Origin of the sequence: Tundrisphaera lichenicola (assembly GCF_051175385.1) — a bacterium.
In the GTDB taxonomy this organism is placed as follows: domain Bacteria; phylum Planctomycetota; class Planctomycetia; order Isosphaerales; family Isosphaeraceae; genus Tundrisphaera; species Tundrisphaera lichenicola.
Genome location: NZ_CP195106.1, coordinates 2,800,539 through 2,816,416, shown reverse-complemented (window position 1 = coordinate 2,816,416; position 15,878 = coordinate 2,800,539). Strand labels below are relative to the sequence as shown.

General features: G+C 65.8%; 15 protein-coding genes. 10 read left to right on the top strand and 5 right to left on the bottom strand.

Translation table 11 applies throughout. The annotated features are described in order from the left end of the window. Nucleotides 1-12 precede the first annotated feature (12 nt). From argS to P12x_RS11115, 4 genes are all read right to left on the bottom strand, one after another. Nucleotides 13-1,869: an arginine--tRNA ligase gene (argS, locus tag P12x_RS11130; RefSeq protein WP_435010936.1), complete on the bottom strand. Its 1,857-nt coding sequence runs from the start codon at nucleotides 1,867-1,869 to the stop codon at nucleotides 13-15. A 286-nt stretch (nucleotides 1,870-2,155) separates the two neighbouring features. Continuing rightward, nucleotides 2,156-2,641 carry a ribosome silencing factor gene (gene rsfS, locus P12x_RS11125; RefSeq protein ID WP_435010935.1) on the bottom strand — a complete coding sequence of 162 codons (486 nt, stop codon included), beginning with the start codon at nucleotides 2,639-2,641 and terminating at the stop codon, nucleotides 2,156-2,158. 214 nt (nucleotides 2,642-2,855) lie between these two features. After that, nucleotides 2,856-4,721, bottom strand: coding sequence for an aldehyde ferredoxin oxidoreductase family protein (locus P12x_RS11120; protein ID WP_435010934.1), 1,866 nt, complete (start codon nucleotides 4,719-4,721; stop codon nucleotides 2,856-2,858). A 5-nt stretch (nucleotides 4,722-4,726) separates the two neighbouring features. Next, complete coding sequence (locus P12x_RS11115) at nucleotides 4,727-4,987, bottom strand: hypothetical protein (RefSeq protein ID WP_435010933.1); 261 nt, start codon at nucleotides 4,985-4,987, stop codon at nucleotides 4,727-4,729. Between the two features lie 235 nt (nucleotides 4,988-5,222). Between P12x_RS11115 and P12x_RS11110 the strand changes: the two genes are divergently transcribed. The 7 genes from P12x_RS11110 to P12x_RS11080 all read left to right on the top strand — a co-directional run bounded on the left by P12x_RS11110 (nucleotide 5,223) and on the right by P12x_RS11080 (nucleotide 11,765). Then, nucleotides 5,223-5,537 (top strand): hypothetical protein, encoded by a 315-nt coding sequence (locus P12x_RS11110; protein ID WP_435010932.1) that lies wholly within the window; start codon nucleotides 5,223-5,225, stop codon nucleotides 5,535-5,537. Between the two features lie 43 nt (nucleotides 5,538-5,580). Beyond that, nucleotides 5,581-6,657: a hypothetical protein gene (locus P12x_RS11105; protein ID WP_435010931.1), complete on the top strand. Its 1,077-nt coding sequence runs from the start codon at nucleotides 5,581-5,583 to the stop codon at nucleotides 6,655-6,657. A gap of 87 nt (nucleotides 6,658-6,744) precedes the next feature. Then, a complete protein-coding gene (locus tag P12x_RS11100) occupies nucleotides 6,745-7,509 on the top strand; it encodes a hypothetical protein (protein WP_435010930.1) in 765 nt (254 codons plus the stop codon). Nucleotides 7,510-7,625: 116 nt separating this feature from the next. After that, nucleotides 7,626-8,576: a GGDEF domain-containing protein gene (locus tag P12x_RS11095; RefSeq protein WP_435010929.1), complete on the top strand. Its 951-nt coding sequence runs from the start codon at nucleotides 7,626-7,628 to the stop codon at nucleotides 8,574-8,576. 70 nt (nucleotides 8,577-8,646) lie between these two features. Continuing rightward, complete coding sequence (locus P12x_RS11090; protein ID WP_435010928.1) at nucleotides 8,647-9,963, top strand: peptidylprolyl isomerase; 1,317 nt, start codon at nucleotides 8,647-8,649, stop codon at nucleotides 9,961-9,963. A gap of 328 nt (nucleotides 9,964-10,291) precedes the next feature. Beyond that, complete coding sequence (locus tag P12x_RS11085; RefSeq protein WP_435010927.1) at nucleotides 10,292-11,536, top strand: aminotransferase class I/II-fold pyridoxal phosphate-dependent enzyme; 1,245 nt, start codon at nucleotides 10,292-10,294, stop codon at nucleotides 11,534-11,536. A gap of 25 nt (nucleotides 11,537-11,561) precedes the next feature. After that, entirely contained in the window at nucleotides 11,562-11,765 is a 204-nt protein-coding gene (locus tag P12x_RS11080) for a hypothetical protein (RefSeq protein ID WP_435010926.1), read from the top strand. A 25-nt stretch (nucleotides 11,766-11,790) separates the two neighbouring features. Here P12x_RS11080 and P12x_RS11075 read toward each other — a convergent pair whose 3' ends face one another. Further along, on the bottom strand, nucleotides 11,791-13,017 hold the full coding sequence (locus tag P12x_RS11075; protein WP_435010925.1) for an ROK family protein: 1,227 nt from the start codon (nucleotides 13,015-13,017) through the stop codon (nucleotides 11,791-11,793). A 606-nt stretch (nucleotides 13,018-13,623) separates the two neighbouring features. Between P12x_RS11075 and P12x_RS11070 the strand changes: the two genes are divergently transcribed. From P12x_RS11070 to P12x_RS11060, 3 genes are all read left to right on the top strand, one after another. Further along, complete coding sequence (locus tag P12x_RS11070) at nucleotides 13,624-14,655, top strand: DUF1559 domain-containing protein (RefSeq protein ID WP_435010924.1); 1,032 nt, start codon at nucleotides 13,624-13,626, stop codon at nucleotides 14,653-14,655. A gap of 123 nt (nucleotides 14,656-14,778) precedes the next feature. Beyond that, nucleotides 14,779-15,282 (top strand): carboxypeptidase-like regulatory domain-containing protein, encoded by a 504-nt coding sequence (locus tag P12x_RS11065; protein WP_435010923.1) that lies wholly within the window; start codon nucleotides 14,779-14,781, stop codon nucleotides 15,280-15,282. A 23-nt stretch (nucleotides 15,283-15,305) separates the two neighbouring features. Further along, a complete protein-coding gene (locus P12x_RS11060) occupies nucleotides 15,306-15,824 on the top strand; it encodes a carboxypeptidase-like regulatory domain-containing protein (protein ID WP_435010922.1) in 519 nt (172 codons plus the stop codon). Nucleotides 15,825-15,878 lie beyond the last annotated feature (54 nt).

Below are 15,878 nucleotides of genomic sequence, written 5' to 3'. Positions count from 1 at the left end.
GACAGCCCCGCCTCACATCTCCTCGACGACCCCGATCCCCAGCAGCTTCAGGCCCGCTTCCAGCGTCCGCGCCGCCAGGTCGATCAGGGCCAGGCGGCTGTCACGCCGCTCGGGCGACTCGGCCTTCAGGACGGGGCATTCTTCGTAAAACGTGCTGTAGGCATTGGCCAGGTCGAACAGGTAGTCGGCCAGGGCATTCGGCTTCAATTCGGCCGCGGCGAATTCCAGGGTCTCGGGAAAGCGGAGGATCCGGAGGGCCAGGCCCCGCTCGGCGGGGTTCGACAGGGCAATCGCCGGCCGGGCCTCTCGGATCGCCTCCGGGGTGAACCCTCCCTTCCGGAAGATGCTCCGGATCCGGGCGTAGGCATATTGCAGGTACGTGGCGGTGTTGCCGTTCAGGGCGACCATCTTGGCCATGTCGAAGACATAGTCGCTCAGCCGGTTCTGCGAGAGGTCGGCGTACTTGATCGCGCCCAGGCCGACGACCTCGGAGATCTTCCGACGCTCCTCCTCGGGGAGATGGGCGCTGGTCCCGTCCACGACTTTCCGGGCCTCGGAGATCGCCTCGTCCAGGAGCGACTCCAGGCCGATCACGTCGCCGTCGCGGGTCTTGTAGGGCCGTCGATCCTGCCCGAGGACCGTCCCGAAGGCGACATGCTCCATCGCGATCTCGCCATAGCCCCACTTCTTCGCGACCGTGAAGAGCTGCTTGAAGTGGTCCCCCTGGCGATGGTCGACCACATAAAGGAGGAGGTCGGGATTCCAGGTCGACTTCCGGTACTGGATGGTGGCGAGGTCGGTGGTCGCGTAGTTGTAGGCCCCGTCCCGCTTCCGGACGATGAAGGGGGCCTTGAACCCTTCGGAGAAGACGACGGTCGCCCCCTCGCTCGGGACGGCCAGCCCCTTGGCTTGCAGATCCTCGACGACCCCGGCAAGCATCGGGTCGTAGAAGCTCTCCCCGAGGTGGACATCGTGGTGGATGTCGAGTCGGTCGTAGACGGCCTGGAGGGCCGCCAGGCAGTGGGGCATGAACTGGTCCCAGAGGACCCGGTTCTCGTAGTCGCCCGCGTGCAGCTTCACGGTCTCGGCGCGGGTGGCGTCGGCCACTTCTCGCGAGGCCGCGATCCGCCGGGCCACGTCCTCGAAGGAGTCTTCGGTACCTTCGGCCAGCTTATCGAACAGGGCGGCGGCCTCGCCGGCCTTGCCTTCCTCGTCGAGGGTGATCGCCTTGCCGTATCGCTCGCGGAGAGTCTCGCCGGGCTTGATCCGGGCCTGGGCCAGCCGGTAGAGCCGGGAGAGTTCGGCGACGGGGTCGGCGGCGTATGCGGCCTCGTCCCGGTGATTCTTCCAGCCCCAGAGGATCATCCCGAACTGCGATCCCCAATCGCCCAGGTGGTTGTCCCGAATGACCTTGTGGCCCAGGGCCGAGTAGATCCGAGATAGGCTCTCGCCAATCACGGTCGACCGGAGGTGCCCGACGTGCATAGGCTTGGCGACGTTGGGAGAGGAATAGTCGATCACGACCGTCTTCGGATGCTCGGGCGGGGTCAGGCCCAGCCCGTCGTCGACCAGGAGGTCGCCCAGGGTCCGGGAGATCCATTCGTCATGGAGCCGAATGTTGAGGAATCCCGGGCCGGCCACCTCGGGGGTCCCAGCCATCGGTTCGAGGTCGACCGATGAGGCGGCGACCTGCGCCAGCTCGCGCGGGTTCTTCTTCGCGGCCTTGGCGATCGCCATGCAACCGTTGGCCTGGTAGTCGCCGAACTTCGGGTCGGTGCTCGGTCGGACGGCCGAGGCGAAGACCTGAGGATCGCCCCCTTCGGGGGTCGCGGCGGCGAAGGCTCGGCGAAGCTGTTCCAGGACGTTCATGGGGGATCACACCGGAAGTCGGGGGACGCGATGAGGGATCGGAGAATGGGTTCGTTCTGTCGCCGGAGATTGGGTTCGTTCTGTCATCGAAGATTGGGTTCGTTCTGCAATCGACGTAGGGCAGGGCTCGCCCTGCCGAGTCAGCGAGGAAGGCACGAGGAGCACGGCCCTACGCAAGTTCTCACGACGATACTCGGGGTTCCGAGATACTATCGCGATTCGGGACGCGCAGTAACACGCGACCCGGTCTCGGCCGATCCGATTTCCCCGTTGAGTCCGATGCGGGTCAATCCTCGTCCTCATCCCCGGCCGGTTGATCCGGGGCCGATTCGACCGCCGGGGCCGACTTGATGCGGGCGGGATCGCGCCATTCGACTCTCGGGACATCGCCCCAGATCTGTTCGAGGTCGTAATACGTCCGGGCGTCTTCGGAGAAGACGTGGACGACGAAGTCGCCGTAATCGACCAGGATCCAGCGCCCTTCCTCGGCCCCTTCCATGCCGAGCTTGGTCTCGCCCAGCTTCTTCAGTTCCTGGTCGATCTCCGAGGCGATCGCGTACGCCTGGCGTCGCGAGTTGGCCGAGGCGATGATGAAGAAGTCGACCAGCGGGGTCGCCACGCGGAGGTCGAGCAGGAGGATATCTTTGGCCCGGTTGTCGTCGGCGATCCGGGCGCAGAGCTTGGAATGTTCCAGGGCTCGGGCGACGCGCTCGGGCATCAGCCGGGAGACGGCGGAATGGGCCACATCATCCTGGGGGAGTGGGGGTGCCACCCTCCGTCGGGATCGGGTAGGCGTCTCGGACGTCGGGGCAGTCGTCTCTTTGTTGATATCAGCCATCACGCAGGGGTCCGAGGGGGCAATTCGCACTTCGCCGGCTCGCGACCGGAACGACCGGAAGCCCGAGATCGGGTGGGTCGTTGCCCCCGCCACCATCCTTCGGGCAGGGAGCGGACACGCGAGCGAACCGGCGGGTTCATCTCCGGGATCATTCCCTAGTGTACACGGACTCAACCCCGCTGACCATCGCAGGTCCGAATTCCGTCCCGGCGATCCCCAACTCGCGGCGGAGCGATTCGGGGACCCTCCCCGCCGCGTCCCAGGTTCGCCCTCGATAATAGGAGCCGATCATGAGGTCGAGTCGGCTTCTCGACAGGGATGGGGCGTCGGGGGCCGGGCGCTCGTCGAGGAATCGCGCGGGCAAGGTATCCTCGACCCGGGTCCAGCCTTCCCGGAGGTTGAGGCACTTCCGGGCGTTGACCACCCGTTTCGCGGCCTTCCGGAGTTCCTCGGCGTCGATGTCCCAACCGGTGACCGCCCGGAGCAGCTCGGCCGACTCGGCGTAGAGGTCGCCGAAGACACCCCGGAGGAACTTGCAGAGGATCAGGCTGTCGATCAGGGCGGCCCGGTCTTCGGTCTCGATCGCCGCCAGGGCCGAGTCTTCCCCCCCGTCCCGCCGGTCGACCTTGCCCGAGAAGTCGGCCTCGTAGGCTCCCGAGCGGTTGTGGTCGGCCCCCCGGGTCCCGACGGCCAGCCCGAGCGCCATGGTATGCAAGGCCCGGGGGTCGTAGCCGGGCAGTTCGAGCCCCTTGACGTGCGGGGCGAGGTCGGGGGCCTCGTGGCCGATCCGTTCGGCGGCTCGGCGGCTCCCCAGGGCCAGCCACTCGCCGATCCCCTCGCGGTCGAGCAACGCGGCGATCGCCCCGGTCACGGCCTGCCCGTCGCCGAACGACAGGACCCGTCCCGATCCGGGCAGTCGGCCGTCGATCCAGCCCCTTTGAACGCACTCCATGAAGAACGCGATCGTCCCGCCGGTCGAGATCGTGTCGAGACCGGCGGCGTCGCACGCGACCGCGGCCCGGAGGACGGCCTCGGGGTCGTCGACCCCGCAGAGCGGGCCGAGGGCAAACAGCGACTCGTACTCCATCCGGGCCCCGCCCGACTTGCCGACGGCGTAGATGTGCTCGCAGCCGATGGTGCACGAGGCGCACGACTTCTTGGCGACGACCGGAGACGGCCCGAGGTCGTGACCGGCCAGCCGGTCGGCCCCTTCGAAGTGGCCCGACTGGAAGTTTCGCGTCGGCAGTGCGTCGAAGCGGTTGAAGGTCAGCAAGTTGGCCACGGTCCCCAGCTCTCGATACTTCTCGGTCGCCGGGCCGAACGATCGGCGCGAGAGGTCGCGGGCCAGTTCGACGGTCCTTCGGGGGTCGGCCAGGGGAGTCCGCCGGTCGCCCCGGACGGCCAGGGCCTTGATCCGCTTCGAGCCCATCACCGCACCCAGGCCGCCCCGTCCGGCGTGTCGACCGTCATGGCTGATCGTGGCGAATGGGATCAGCCGCTCGCCCGCCGGGCCGATCGCGGCGACCTGCCAGGCCGGGCCATGCTCCGCTCGGATCCGGGCCTCGGCCTCGGCGGCGGAGAGCCCCCAGAGGTCCCCCGCCGGTCGACAATCGACGAGTGGTTCGTCGCGACCCAGGCCGTCGACGAAGACGACCGTGGGTTCCTCGAAGGCTCCCGCCAGGGCGATCGCGTCGACTCCCGCCCGCTTCGCCGCGATCGCGAAGTGCGACGAGCAGAGGGCGTCGCAGAGCCGACCGGTCAGCGGGCCGATCGCCACGACGGCGAACTTGGCCGAGGTCGTCAAGGGGCTCCCGACCAGGGGGCTCAGCGCGAAGACCAGCGGGGCGTCGGGACCGAGCGGGTCGACTCCCGCCGGGGCCTCATTCGCCAGGATCCAGGTCCCCAGGCCGACCCCGCCGATGAATTCGCGGAGCGTCCGCTCGCTCAGAGCGATGCACCCCGACCGACCGGCCCGGGGGTCGATCCGGAGATAGCGACCGTGATAGCCCGCCATCACCATCAACCCCCCACGTCGGCGGCCAGCAGCAGCAGGACATCGCCTTCGAGGAGAGCCGTGCCCGGCTCGTCGACGAATCGATCGCCGTTGAGGCTGAGCTTGTAGGCCGGGTGGACGCGATCCCCCATCAGTACCGAGCCCTCCAGCGCCGGGCAGGCTCGCCCTAGCTCGATCATGGCCGACCCGACGTCGGCGGCCTCCAGCGAGACCAGCCCCGTGCCGGCCCTGAGCCGAGGGACGCCGTACAGCTCGACCTTGATCATCTGGAAATTCCCCGATGCCGTTCGATCTCGGCTCCGTCCGCTCGATCCATCGTGGTCGAAATGGATTGGCTTGTCCACTCGGGTACGCGCCGGCCCTCGGTCCCGGATCGAGCAATGTGTGTTAAGCCATCTCTCGATCCCACGATATTGTCCGAAGGAGCGAGAAACAGAAGGCTTGTGACGCACCCTCCGTGGTGTTCCCCACCATGCTCGGCCCTGTGGCGAAGGGACATCCGTGGGCGATGGCCAGGCAGAAGATCGAGGGCGACGTTGCCCCAATCCCGAGCGAAACTGGCCGGTTTTCCGGCTCTGCTTCCAGGACTTGCGACTGGCCTCCGGGCTGGCCGAAATGCTGGTGCTCGACGGTTGGCGGGTCGGGTGGTCGCGGATGCCCGATGGCTCCTGGGAGTCCCGGGTGCGTTCCCCCTCGATCGCGGTCCCGGTCATCGCCCGAGGCGGTTCGAGAGTCTCGGCCATCTCCCGGGCCTATCTCGAAGCGATCCGACGTTCGGGCCTCGATGCCTGGGCCGGTCACGATCGGCCAGATTGATTGAATCAGTGGGCTTTCATCACTTGTATTGAGGAGTTTGCCGGTGCTGAATCCTTTCCGAGAAACCATGTCCCGGGCGGCCCAGGAGGCGAACGGTCGTCCGTCGCCGTTCTTCGCCGAGGCCGAGGCCGCGCTCTCGGGTTTCCGCGCGACACGGTCCGAGCTGGAGCGGCAGGTCCGCCGCGGCGACCTGACGCCGAAGGTCGCACGGGAGCGGGCCGGGGCGGCCGCCGCCGAGCTCCAGTCGAGGCTCCTGAAGCAGTCCGAAGGCTACAGCCCGACCTCCCGGTTGTTCCTGGATCGGCTGATCGATGCCACCGAGGCCCGGCGGAAGGCCCGGGAGACCCTCTCGATCGAGGGCCTCCAGCGCGAGACGAATCGGTTGCTCCGGCTCAACCTGATGGAGCAGCAACTCCAGGCCCGCGCCCCGGAGTTCGAGGGCCGGGCCTACACCCGCCCGGTCACCGGCGGCCCTCCCGGGCCGTCGCTCGATGGCCTCCTCGGCTTCCAGAGGATGGCGGTCGACTCGGGCGACGAGGTCGCCGTCGAGTGGGGCCTCCGGCAGCTGGAAGGGTTCCGGAACCGGGTGGTCAGCCCCGAAGACTCGCGGAAGATCGACCTGGCCACCGATCGGCCCGACCGGGTGAATCCTCGCCTGATCGACGCCTATTGCGAGTCGCTCCGCGATCGGGGCGAGGATGAGCTGGAGACGTTCGTCGAGCGGGCCAGGCAAGAAGGCGACACGAACGCCTGCATCGCGTCGTTCGTGATGGCCCGTCAGGCCCCCGAAGGCCCGCGTCTCCGATGGGTCCGCAAGGTCCTCTCCGGCCTGGCGGAGTTCCCCGACCCGGCGCTGGCGACCCTCCGGAGTCTGGAGGCCGAGGCCCGGGCCGGCGACTCCGAGGCGGCCCAGGCCCAGGCCCGATATATCGCCTCGATGGCCGAGGCCGAGGCCGCCCTGGAGGGGTTGGAGGCCCCGTCTGCCGCGGAACTGGAGCGTGCCTCGAAGATCGAGGCCCGGCCGGTCGCCCGCCCCGGCGAAGCGATCGGGCTGAACCTGGATCGCCGGGGGATCCTCGACGCATCGGAGTCCGCGGCGATCGCGGAGGACGGGTTCTAACAGGTCGAGACGCCAGGTGGCCGAGCGAGGCCCGTCTCGGATGGGGCGGGCCTGGATCCAGGATTAGGTTAGGGTGAAAGGGTAGTCATGGTCGATGTGAAGGAAGACGGCCGGGCCCTCCTCGAGGCGTTGCTGGCGGCCCCGGTCGCGTGGCAGACCCCCGAAGAACTGGCGCGAGCGACGGGTTTCGGGCTCGATGAGACGCTCGATCTGCTGGCGGCACTGGATGACGAAGGCTGGCTCTCGGCCTGGGAGCGGCCCGAGGATCTCGTCGTGACGCTCTCCCTGGCCGCCGCCTCGAGGCTCGCGGTCCGATTGGTGGAGTCCGGACCCGAACTGACGCCGAAGTGGGCCGGGTGCTCCGACCCCGAGCCGCCCGCTCCGCGCGCGGTGGGCGTGTTTCGGGGCGCCCAACAGGCGGCACTGGAACTCGTGGTGGATCACCGTCCTGGCCCCGATGACGCGGTTGAGCCGTCCCAAGGCTTCTCAGGCCGCTCAACGCCGAGTGGTGCTCGTGAACCATCGCTACCTCGGCCGACAATCCTGCTAGGGACAGGGCTTTCCCCCTGGCCCGGGCCGGTTCTTGACCGGGGAAAGACCTGCCCGGCTTGCCGGTCGGGGCGATTGGGCCCTTCGACGTACTGCCTGTGCTGCGACCGATGGGGGCTGGATCATCTGCTCCGCGATGGGCGAGCTTTACGGCCAGCCCCGGCTCGCGATCCCGCGGAGGACGACCGGAAACGCGAGCTTGATCGCCGATCTCGCCGCGAGAAACGTCGGGCCCGTCGAGCGGCCCAGGCCCAGGCCGAGCGTCTCTCTCGAAGAGGTCCTCGCAATTCCGGCCGGAATTAGGGGTGACGGTGACTGATCCTTTCGGAGGTCGGGGGGAGTGCCCCCAATCGTCCGGTTCGGATTTCCCGGGGGGAATCGCGTTTTTCCGAGATCAAGGTTCGTAAAGGGAAGATCTGATGAAAATCCTCGTTGTCGAAGATCACCCATGCGACGCCCTGATTCTTCGCCGAATTCTCGAGCGGCAAGGGCACCAGGTCACCGTCGTCACCGATGGTCTCGAGGCCTGGGAGAAGTTGCAAGTCGATCGCTATTCGCTGGTCATATCCGACTGGGTCATGCCCGGCCTGGATGGCCTGGAACTTTGCCGGAGGCTCCGCGAGCAGGAGAACTGGCCCTACATTTATTTGATACTGCTGACCTCCCGGCAGAGCCGGGATGAACGCTACCAGGGGCTCGCCGCCGGTGCCGACGACTTCCTGACCAAGCCGCCCAACGCCAAGGAACTCGCGATTCGCCTGCGGATCGCCAGCCGGATCATCACGGTCCAGGAGGAGCTGGAGAGGCGTAACGACCAACTGGCCGAGCTCGCCAACTCCGACGAGCTGACCGGCCTCCAGAACCGCCGGAAGTTCCACGAGCTGATCAGGGCCCACGCCCTCATGGCCGAGCAGCAAGACTTGCCGCTTTCCTTGGTAATGCTGGATGTAGATAATTTTAAATCGTATAATGATGATTATGGTCATCCTGCCGGGGATTTCGCCCTCAGGGGGGTGGCCTTGGTCCTCCGCGAAGGGGTCCGAAAGCATGATGAGATCGGTCGAGTCGGCGGCGAGGAGTTCGCGATCCTCCTGCCCGACACCGACGCCGAGCTGGCCCGCGAACTGGCCAATCGACTCCGGAAGGCCATGATTGGGCACGAGTGGCCGCTTCGACCGCTGACGGCCAGTTTCGGCGTCGCCACGGTCCGCAAGCGACACGCGACATCCTCGGAACTCTTCGATAAGGCGGATCGAGCCCTTTATCACTCGAAGCGACAGGGGAGGAACCAGGTGACGCACTTCCTCGACCTGCCCGAGTCGTCCGACTCGGCCGGGATTGCCATTGACCAGATCGGGGTGAAATCCTAGTGTCTCGGCCAGTTCGTCCCCGGACTTGAGCCGAATTCCTCGGCCGGATGGTTTACGGAGAAACCTCGCGATGATCGCAATGGACCGCCGATCGAAGCTCGCCTGCCTGCTCATTGCCTCGGCCGTCGCCGGCACGCTCGGCCCTCGGTCGGCATCGGCGCAATTGTCGAGGTTCCGGACCCCGCCGTCCCAGTCCGCCGCCAAGGATCCCGCGCCCGCTCCCGCAGCGGCCCCGACCGGCGAGGCGCCGACGCTGAAGGAAGTCCGGGTTCCGGTCAACACCACCGACCCGATTGCGATCGTCAACGGAGAGATCATCACCCGTCAGCAACTCGCCGACGAGTGCGTGGCCCGCGAAGGGCAGAAGATCCTCGACACCCTGATCGCCCGTCGGCTGATCGACCAGGCGATCCGGGGGCAGAAGAAGGAAGTCACCCCGCAGGAAGTCGACCAGGAAATCGATCGGGTCGCGATGGCCACCGCCGGCGTCGACCGGACCGCCTGGCTCCGGAATCTCGAGAAGGAGAAGGGGATCAGCCCGGCCCAGTATGCCCGCGACATCATCTACCCGGCCCTGGCACTCCGGAAGCTGGCCGAGCCCCGCGTCCAGGTGACCGAACAGGACATCAAGGACGCCTTCGAGGCCAACTTCAGCCCCAGGATGCGATGCCGGATCATCATGTGCCGCGACGTTCGGACGGCTAACGAGATCTGGGAAGAGCTGCGCAAGAATCCCGGCGGGTTCGAGCGGCTCGCCAAGGATCGATCGCTCGACCAGGCGACCCGGTCTTCCGGCGGGATGCTCCCCGACCCGATGGCCCGCCACGCCCACCCCCGGAACGTCTCCGATCCGGCATTCGCCCAATTGGTCGATGGTGATCCCAAGGACAATAACCCGGCTCACAAGCCCAAAGATGGTGACTTCAGCGGGCCGATCCAGGTGAACGACGAGGCGTGGATCATCATCAAGCGAGAAGAGTTGGTCAGCGTCAAGACCGGGAGCCTGTCCGACCCGAACGTTCGCAACACCCTGCAGGCCCAGATGTTCGACGTGAAGCTGAACGACGAGATGAAGAACGTCTACGAGGACCTGATGAAGGCCTCGAAGATCGAGAACAAGCTGACCGGCTTCACCAAGCTGGCCCACGAAGAGCAAGACCCCGATTACAAGTCGGGCCTCGACGCGAAGGTCCAGCGGATGAGCGCCGCCGGCGAGACCGAGCCGCCGGTCCCGACCGGGGGCAAGACGCCCGCGAACATCAAGACGACGCCCGCCGCCGGTGCCGCCAAGATCCCGGCCGGGGTCCCCGCCGGTGCCGCCCAGGCCGCCTCGCAATTGCAGCAGGCCATCAAGGCGTCTACCCCCAAGGTCGCCCCGAAGAATTGACGCGGCCGGGCAATCCGACTCGGATTCGAAAATCGAGAAGGGGGTCGTCACCGGATCAGCCGGCGACGGCCCCCTTCGTCGTATCGATGTCCGGGATTTCCCGGTGAGTTGCGGGCACGCGTTGCGGATCGGTTCGCCGGATCGGGCCCGGTGGCAAGAGTTGGTATCGTCTTTCAGGGCTCGCGACTTCGAGGAATTCCGTCGAGAACTCGATCGAGGAATAGGCGGTTCCCGGTGCTTTGCCCGCCTCCGGGCGTTATAGTGGAATCTGGGGCCGCGCCACGCTTCGCGAGTGCCGGCGAGGACATTGACAGGAAAGATCGCCGCGATGATCGACCAGAGTGCCAATCTCGACCCGGCCGACGATGCCTTCGATCTGGAGGTCGCCCCGCGCGTCCGGGGGCTCCCGCCTTACCTTTTCGGCAAGATCAACGAACTGAAATACCGGAAGCGGGTCGCCGGGATCGACGTGATCGACCTGGGGATGGGCAACCCGACCGATCCCCCCGAGCAATGGGTGATCGACAAGCTCTGCGAGGCGGCTCAAGACTCGCGAAATCACCGATATAGCGTGGCTAGCGGTGTTTACAATCTCCGACGCGAGGTCTCGGCCCGCTACGAACGCCGGTTCGGCGTGACCGTCGACCCTGATCACGAGGTCGTCACCACGATCGGCTCGAAGGAAGGGTTCAGCCACATGTGCCTGGCCCTCCTGGGTCCGGGCGACACCGCGCTGGTCCCCGCGCCAAGCTTCCCGATCCACGTCCACGCGATCGCCCTGGCCTCGGGCAACGTGATCGCGCTCGATGTCCGGGATCCCCAGGCGTTCCTGGCCAACGTCGCCCGGGTCTGCGAGAGCCTCACGCCTCGACCCAAGATCCTCGTCTTGAACTTCCCCCACAACCCGACCGGGACCGTCGTCGAACTCGACTTCTTCGCCGAGGTCGTGAAGCTGGCCAAACGATACAAGTTTTTCGTGATTCATGACTTCGCCTACGGAGACGTGTCGTTCGACGGTCGCCAGGTCCCGAGCTTCCTGGCGGCCCCGGGAGCCAAGGACGTGGGGTGCGAGTTCACCACGATGTCCAAGGGCTACAACATGGCGGGCTGGCGGGTCGGCTTTGCGGCCGGCAACCGGCACATGCTCAACGCCCTCAAGGCGATCAAGGGTTATTACGATTACGGGCTCTTTCAGGCCGTCCAGATCGCCGCGATCGTGGCCCTCCGGCACGGGGAAGAGGCCCGGTTGGCCCAGGTGGCCGAATATCAGATCCGCCGAGACGTGATGGTCGAGAGCCTCCACCGGCTCGGCTGGCAGGTCGAGACCCCCAAGGCCGGGATGTTCGTCTGGGCGGCGATGCCCGAACCCTGGCGGTCGAGGATGGGCTCGATCGATTTCGCCATGAAGCTCCTGGAAGAGGCCGAGGTGGCCGTCAGCCCCGGTCGGGGTTTCGGAGAGACCGGCGAGGGATTCTTGCGGCTTGCCCTGATCGAGAACGAGCAAAGGCTCCGCCAGGCCGTTCGCCAGATCGGCCGCTGCCTCAAGTCCGAAAAGGTCGCCGACCTCGGCTGATCGCCCCGATCCTGAGGCTCGCCCGATGGACTGCGTCTACTGCGAAAAACCCCTGACCTGCGAGGCCTGCGGCGAGGTCTACAACCCGCCCGGCCTCGCCGAGTACCAGGCCCTTTCCCGGCCCGAAGTCCCGGTCATCTGCGCCGACTGCGGATCGATCGTCGTCTGCCACTGGTGTCAGACGCCCTACGATGGCCGGGGGGATGAGGAAGACGGGGAATCGACGTGAAGTCGGCGGTTTCGATCGAACTGAATTAATGTCCTGATTCTTGCGTGGGCTTGTTCGCCCCCGGGGTCGATCCTCGGCCCTCGGTCGGGGCGATCCTTCCCTCCGGAGAGGCCAGGGATTCGATCAGATGCTGGAGTGCGGCGGCCACGGCGCCCTGCATCTTGTCGCCAACGGCCCGGACGATCCGGCATTCCTCGAACGATGGGCCGAGCGTCTTGCGCCTCGCCTCTTCGATGAGTCGCGGGAACAGGTCCTCCTGCAAATCGAAGAGTCGTCCGTTGAGGAATAAGGTGGAGGGGTTGAAGAGGTTGATCACCGAGGTCAAGGCGATTGAGAGATAGTGGATCAATTCTTCGATTTCCGCCTCGATCGAGAGCTGGCCCGATCGGACGAGCTTCACAACTTCATCGATCTCCAGGGTCCTCCCCACCTTCTTTGAGACCTTGGCCGCCATCGCGAGATCGCTCGCCACGGTCTCCAGGCAACCTCGATGGCCGCATCCGCAAGGCAATCCTTCGGACTCGATGGGGATGTGGCCGATCTCCCCGGCAAAGCCGTTCTTCCCCCGGAGGAGCCGGCCCTCGCTGACGACCCCGATCGCCATGCCCGTGCTGAGGTCGAGCAGGACGATATCCTTGAGCCCCCTGGCTTCTCCGAAATAGCTCTCGGCGAGACATAAGGCATGCTTCGACTGAAGCGTGACGCATTCGACCCCGAGCCGCTCGGCGAGGTCGTGGGTGGGCGAATGCCCCTCGATCGCCCGGACGTTCGCCGAGAGGACCGACCGATCATTCCGCAGGTCGACCAGGCCCGGGATGCAGATCCCGATGCCGAGGGTCGCGACCCCGGGCTGCTCCATGAGGGCCCTCGAAGGCCCTTCCAGGGCGTCGATCAGCCCTTCATAGGTCTTGGGGGTCGGGACCTTGACCGTCCGATCCGGTCGGATCATCCCATCAAGGCCGGCGGATCCGACGGAGCAGTTGCCCGGCGCGATCACGACGCCCAGGAGCTGTGCCGACTCGGTCGCCATCCGGAGCCGCTTGGCGGGCCGACCGATCGCCCCATCGGCCATTTCCACCTCTTCCAGTAACCTCGCTCGGAGGAGCCAGGCGACCGCCTTCGAGACGGTGGGGAGGCTCAGGTTCAAGGAGCGGACCATCTCCGCCCGCGACGAGGGCCCTTGGCCCCAGACCATCCGCATGATGTTTTGCTCATGAATTCTCGATCGCGAATTCTTCAGGGCCGTCACCATGTTGCCGGACTCCGGGAAAGCGGATGCCGCTTCGTCCAAAGCAGGGAAGGGGGATTCGAACAGGCATCGAAGCCAGGCTTCAGCCTTCGATACTCCTCGGCCCGAAATCCGAGGGGCGTGCCAACAACCTCGGGCTCTTGTAATCGAATACTCTAACCTTTCATCACATCGGATTGGTGAGCAAAAGAAGAGGCCGCATATTACGAGACTTATTTTTGAAAAACGATTTTAACTAACTCCTTTACAAACTCCGATGAACCTCCTATAAGATACCCATGCACGATTGATCGGGGCCCTCTCGGGATGCTCGATCCGTGCCCGTCGCGAACGAATCCTCCAGGATTTTCCTCCTCCCTGCGATTCTTGCCCGACTCCTTTCAACCAACCCCGGCGGGTATATCACTCTCTCCCGGTCTTTGCCCGCTCCCCGCGATGACTGCCGTTTCGAGAAGCGAATCTCCCCCGACAAGCCGTGGCTGCCCGGTTCCTCGACTCCCGAATCTCCGCGAGACGAGCCGCTGATCGGTTCTGGTTCCGTCGGTCGCTTCCGCGCGTGCTTTCTGGTCTCGTCACCCGTTCCAGAGACGCCTTCGAAGGGAATTATCCATGCGCCGCCGATCCGGGTTCACGCTCATCGAGCTACTCGTGGTGATCGCGATCATCGCCGTCTTGATCGCCCTGCTACTCCCGGCCGTCCAGGCGGCCCGGGAAGCGGCCCGCCGGGCCCAGTGCACCAACAATCTGAAGCAGATGGGGCTGGCCTTCCACAACTACGTCAGCACCAACGACGCCTTGCCTCCCGCCAAGATCTATGCGGGCAGCTGCTCTTATCTCAACCCCGGCGGCCAGGTATTGAACACCACCGCTTTCACCATGATTTTGAGCTATTTCGAGCAATCGACGCTCTCCAACGCCTACAACTTCAGCCAGGCCTCGAACAATGTCGCCTGGACCGGGGGGAATAGCGTCGTCATCGGCTCGGGGATGAGCAATACGACCGTGGTGGGCTCGCTGGTCTCCAGCTTCTGGTGCCCCTCCGACCTCCAGCCGACCGCGGTGGATGACGGCAACACCGCGTCGACCTGGCCCTACTGGCGCGTCAACGCGATGCGGAGCAATTACTTGCTCAACTGCGCCTATTATACCGATTACTACTGCCCGGGTAGCGGTGCCAAGACCTTCTCGCCCAACGCCCAGATGCGTGCCCCGTTCATGAACGACCTGAGCACCTCGATCGCCATGATTCAGGACGGAACGAGCAACACCTTCCTGGCCGGCGAATCCACCAACGGGGTATCACACTACGATCAGGGCGGCGCCACCTCGCCGCCCCGATTCGGCCCCTACTGGGGTTCGGGCACCCATACCGCGGTCCACGGGCGGATCGACCCGCCGTCTTCGACCACGGCCATCTCGTTCACCCCGAACGCGGGCTCGGGTTATCTCTATCCTAACTCGTCCGCCTTCGGCAAGAAGGCCCCTTATGCCTGGACCTTCAGCAGTCGGCACCCGGGCGGCGTGAACATGCTGATGGGGGACGGCAGCGTCCGCTTCATCAAGAATTCGATCAGCGTCTACACCTGGTGGAGCCTCGCGACCATGGCCGGTGCCGAGGTCATCAGCGCCGACTCGTTCTGATCCCGAATTGGTCCGCCCCGAGGATCGTCCTCGGGACGGCCCGATCCTGGATTTACGGAGTCCGGCCAGCTTCCGCACGGCGTTTCTCCCTCGATGGTCGACCTTGCCGAGAGAACACGATCCATGATTTCGATTCGATGCGCCGCTTCGCTTGCCTTGCTCGGGGTGATCGGTTGTGGCGGAGACCCGTATGATTCGGTCGCACTGGTCCCGGTCAAGGGTACGGTCACGCTCAACGGAAAGCCGATGAGCAACGCCCAGGTCTCGTTCATCCCGGTCGATACCAATGCCGTCGGGACTCCCGGCGGCGACACGACCGGCCCCGAAGGGAACTACATGGCCAGGTTCCGGAACCGGGCCGGGCTCGCCCCCGGCAAGTACAAGGTGACCATCGCTCCCGGGATCGCCCCGGCTTCGGACGACGAGAACATTGCCGAAGCCTTCAAGGACGATCCCTTCATGGCCGGAGAGGCGACCAGGGCCGCCTCGGCTTCCAAGCCTTCGTCGAAGAAGATGGAAATCCGAGGGGAATTCGACGCCGAGGTGACCGACCCGGCCTCGATCCTGGATTTCGACGTCAAGGCCACCTCCGCCGCCGCGAACAACCTCGGCTCATCCTCCCGGTGATCCCCCGCTCAGAAGGTCCCTCAATGAACCAGAATCGACGAGAACCGGGACGACGATCCTGGCGGCTGATCGTCGTCGGGGCTTGCTTTTGTGCCCTCGGATGCACGCCGACGGACTCGGAAGACGAGGCCCCCGATTACGCCGACCTCGTCCCCGTCAAGGGAATCGTGAAGGTCGACGGCAAGCCCCTGCCGGGTGTCGTGGTCACCTTCCTCCCACCCCGGTGGTCGGCCAGCAACGGGGAGACCGATGCCGATGGCTCGTATCAGCTGGAGACCGCCGGGAAGCCGGGGGCCTTTCCCGGGACCTACAAGGTGGCGATCAGCTATCTAGTCTCGGCCGAAGGGGAGCCGCAAGGGCTTGCCCCCCGGAGCGCGATGAGCCCGCCGCCCGGGATGGCCACCGCCGAGGAGAAACTCCCGCCCGAATACTCCAACCTCGGTCGAACGACCCTCGAGGCGGTCATCCCCGAGAAGGGCGGATCCTTCGACTTTGAAGTGAAGACTTCGTCGCCTGCGAGCCACGGATCGAAGCAGGAGTAAACCCGGTGGATTCGCCGGTCCGGCATTCGGCGGCGGTTCGCCGAGGCCTGACCG

What these genes read in the sequence shown, in the direction of transcription:
- argS (WP_435010936.1), bottom strand. Translation starts at nt 1,869, where the DNA reads ATGAACGTCCTGGAACAGCTTCGCCGAGCCTTCGCCGCCGCGACCCCC.
- P12x_RS11120 (WP_435010934.1), bottom strand. Translation starts at nt 4,721, where the DNA reads ATGGCGGGCTATCACGGTCGCTATCTCCGGATCGACCCCCGGGCCGGT.
- P12x_RS11115 (WP_435010933.1), bottom strand. Translation starts at nt 4,987, where the DNA reads ATGATCAAGGTCGAGCTGTACGGCGTCCCTCGGCTCAGGGCCGGCACG.
- P12x_RS11100 (WP_435010930.1), top strand. Translation starts at nt 6,745, where the DNA reads ATGGTCGATGTGAAGGAAGACGGCCGGGCCCTCCTCGAGGCGTTGCTG.
- P12x_RS11095 (WP_435010929.1), top strand. Translation starts at nt 7,626, where the DNA reads ATGAAAATCCTCGTTGTCGAAGATCACCCATGCGACGCCCTGATTCTT.
- P12x_RS11090 (WP_435010928.1), top strand. Translation starts at nt 8,647, where the DNA reads ATGATCGCAATGGACCGCCGATCGAAGCTCGCCTGCCTGCTCATTGCC.
- P12x_RS11085 (WP_435010927.1), top strand. Translation starts at nt 10,292, where the DNA reads ATGATCGACCAGAGTGCCAATCTCGACCCGGCCGACGATGCCTTCGAT.
- P12x_RS11080 (WP_435010926.1), top strand. Translation starts at nt 11,562, where the DNA reads ATGGACTGCGTCTACTGCGAAAAACCCCTGACCTGCGAGGCCTGCGGC.
- P12x_RS11075 (WP_435010925.1), bottom strand. Translation starts at nt 13,017, where the DNA reads ATGGTGACGGCCCTGAAGAATTCGCGATCGAGAATTCATGAGCAAAAC.
- P12x_RS11070 (WP_435010924.1), top strand. Translation starts at nt 13,624, where the DNA reads ATGCGCCGCCGATCCGGGTTCACGCTCATCGAGCTACTCGTGGTGATC.
- P12x_RS11065 (WP_435010923.1), top strand. Translation starts at nt 14,779, where the DNA reads ATGATTTCGATTCGATGCGCCGCTTCGCTTGCCTTGCTCGGGGTGATC.
- P12x_RS11060 (WP_435010922.1), top strand. Translation starts at nt 15,306, where the DNA reads ATGAACCAGAATCGACGAGAACCGGGACGACGATCCTGGCGGCTGATC.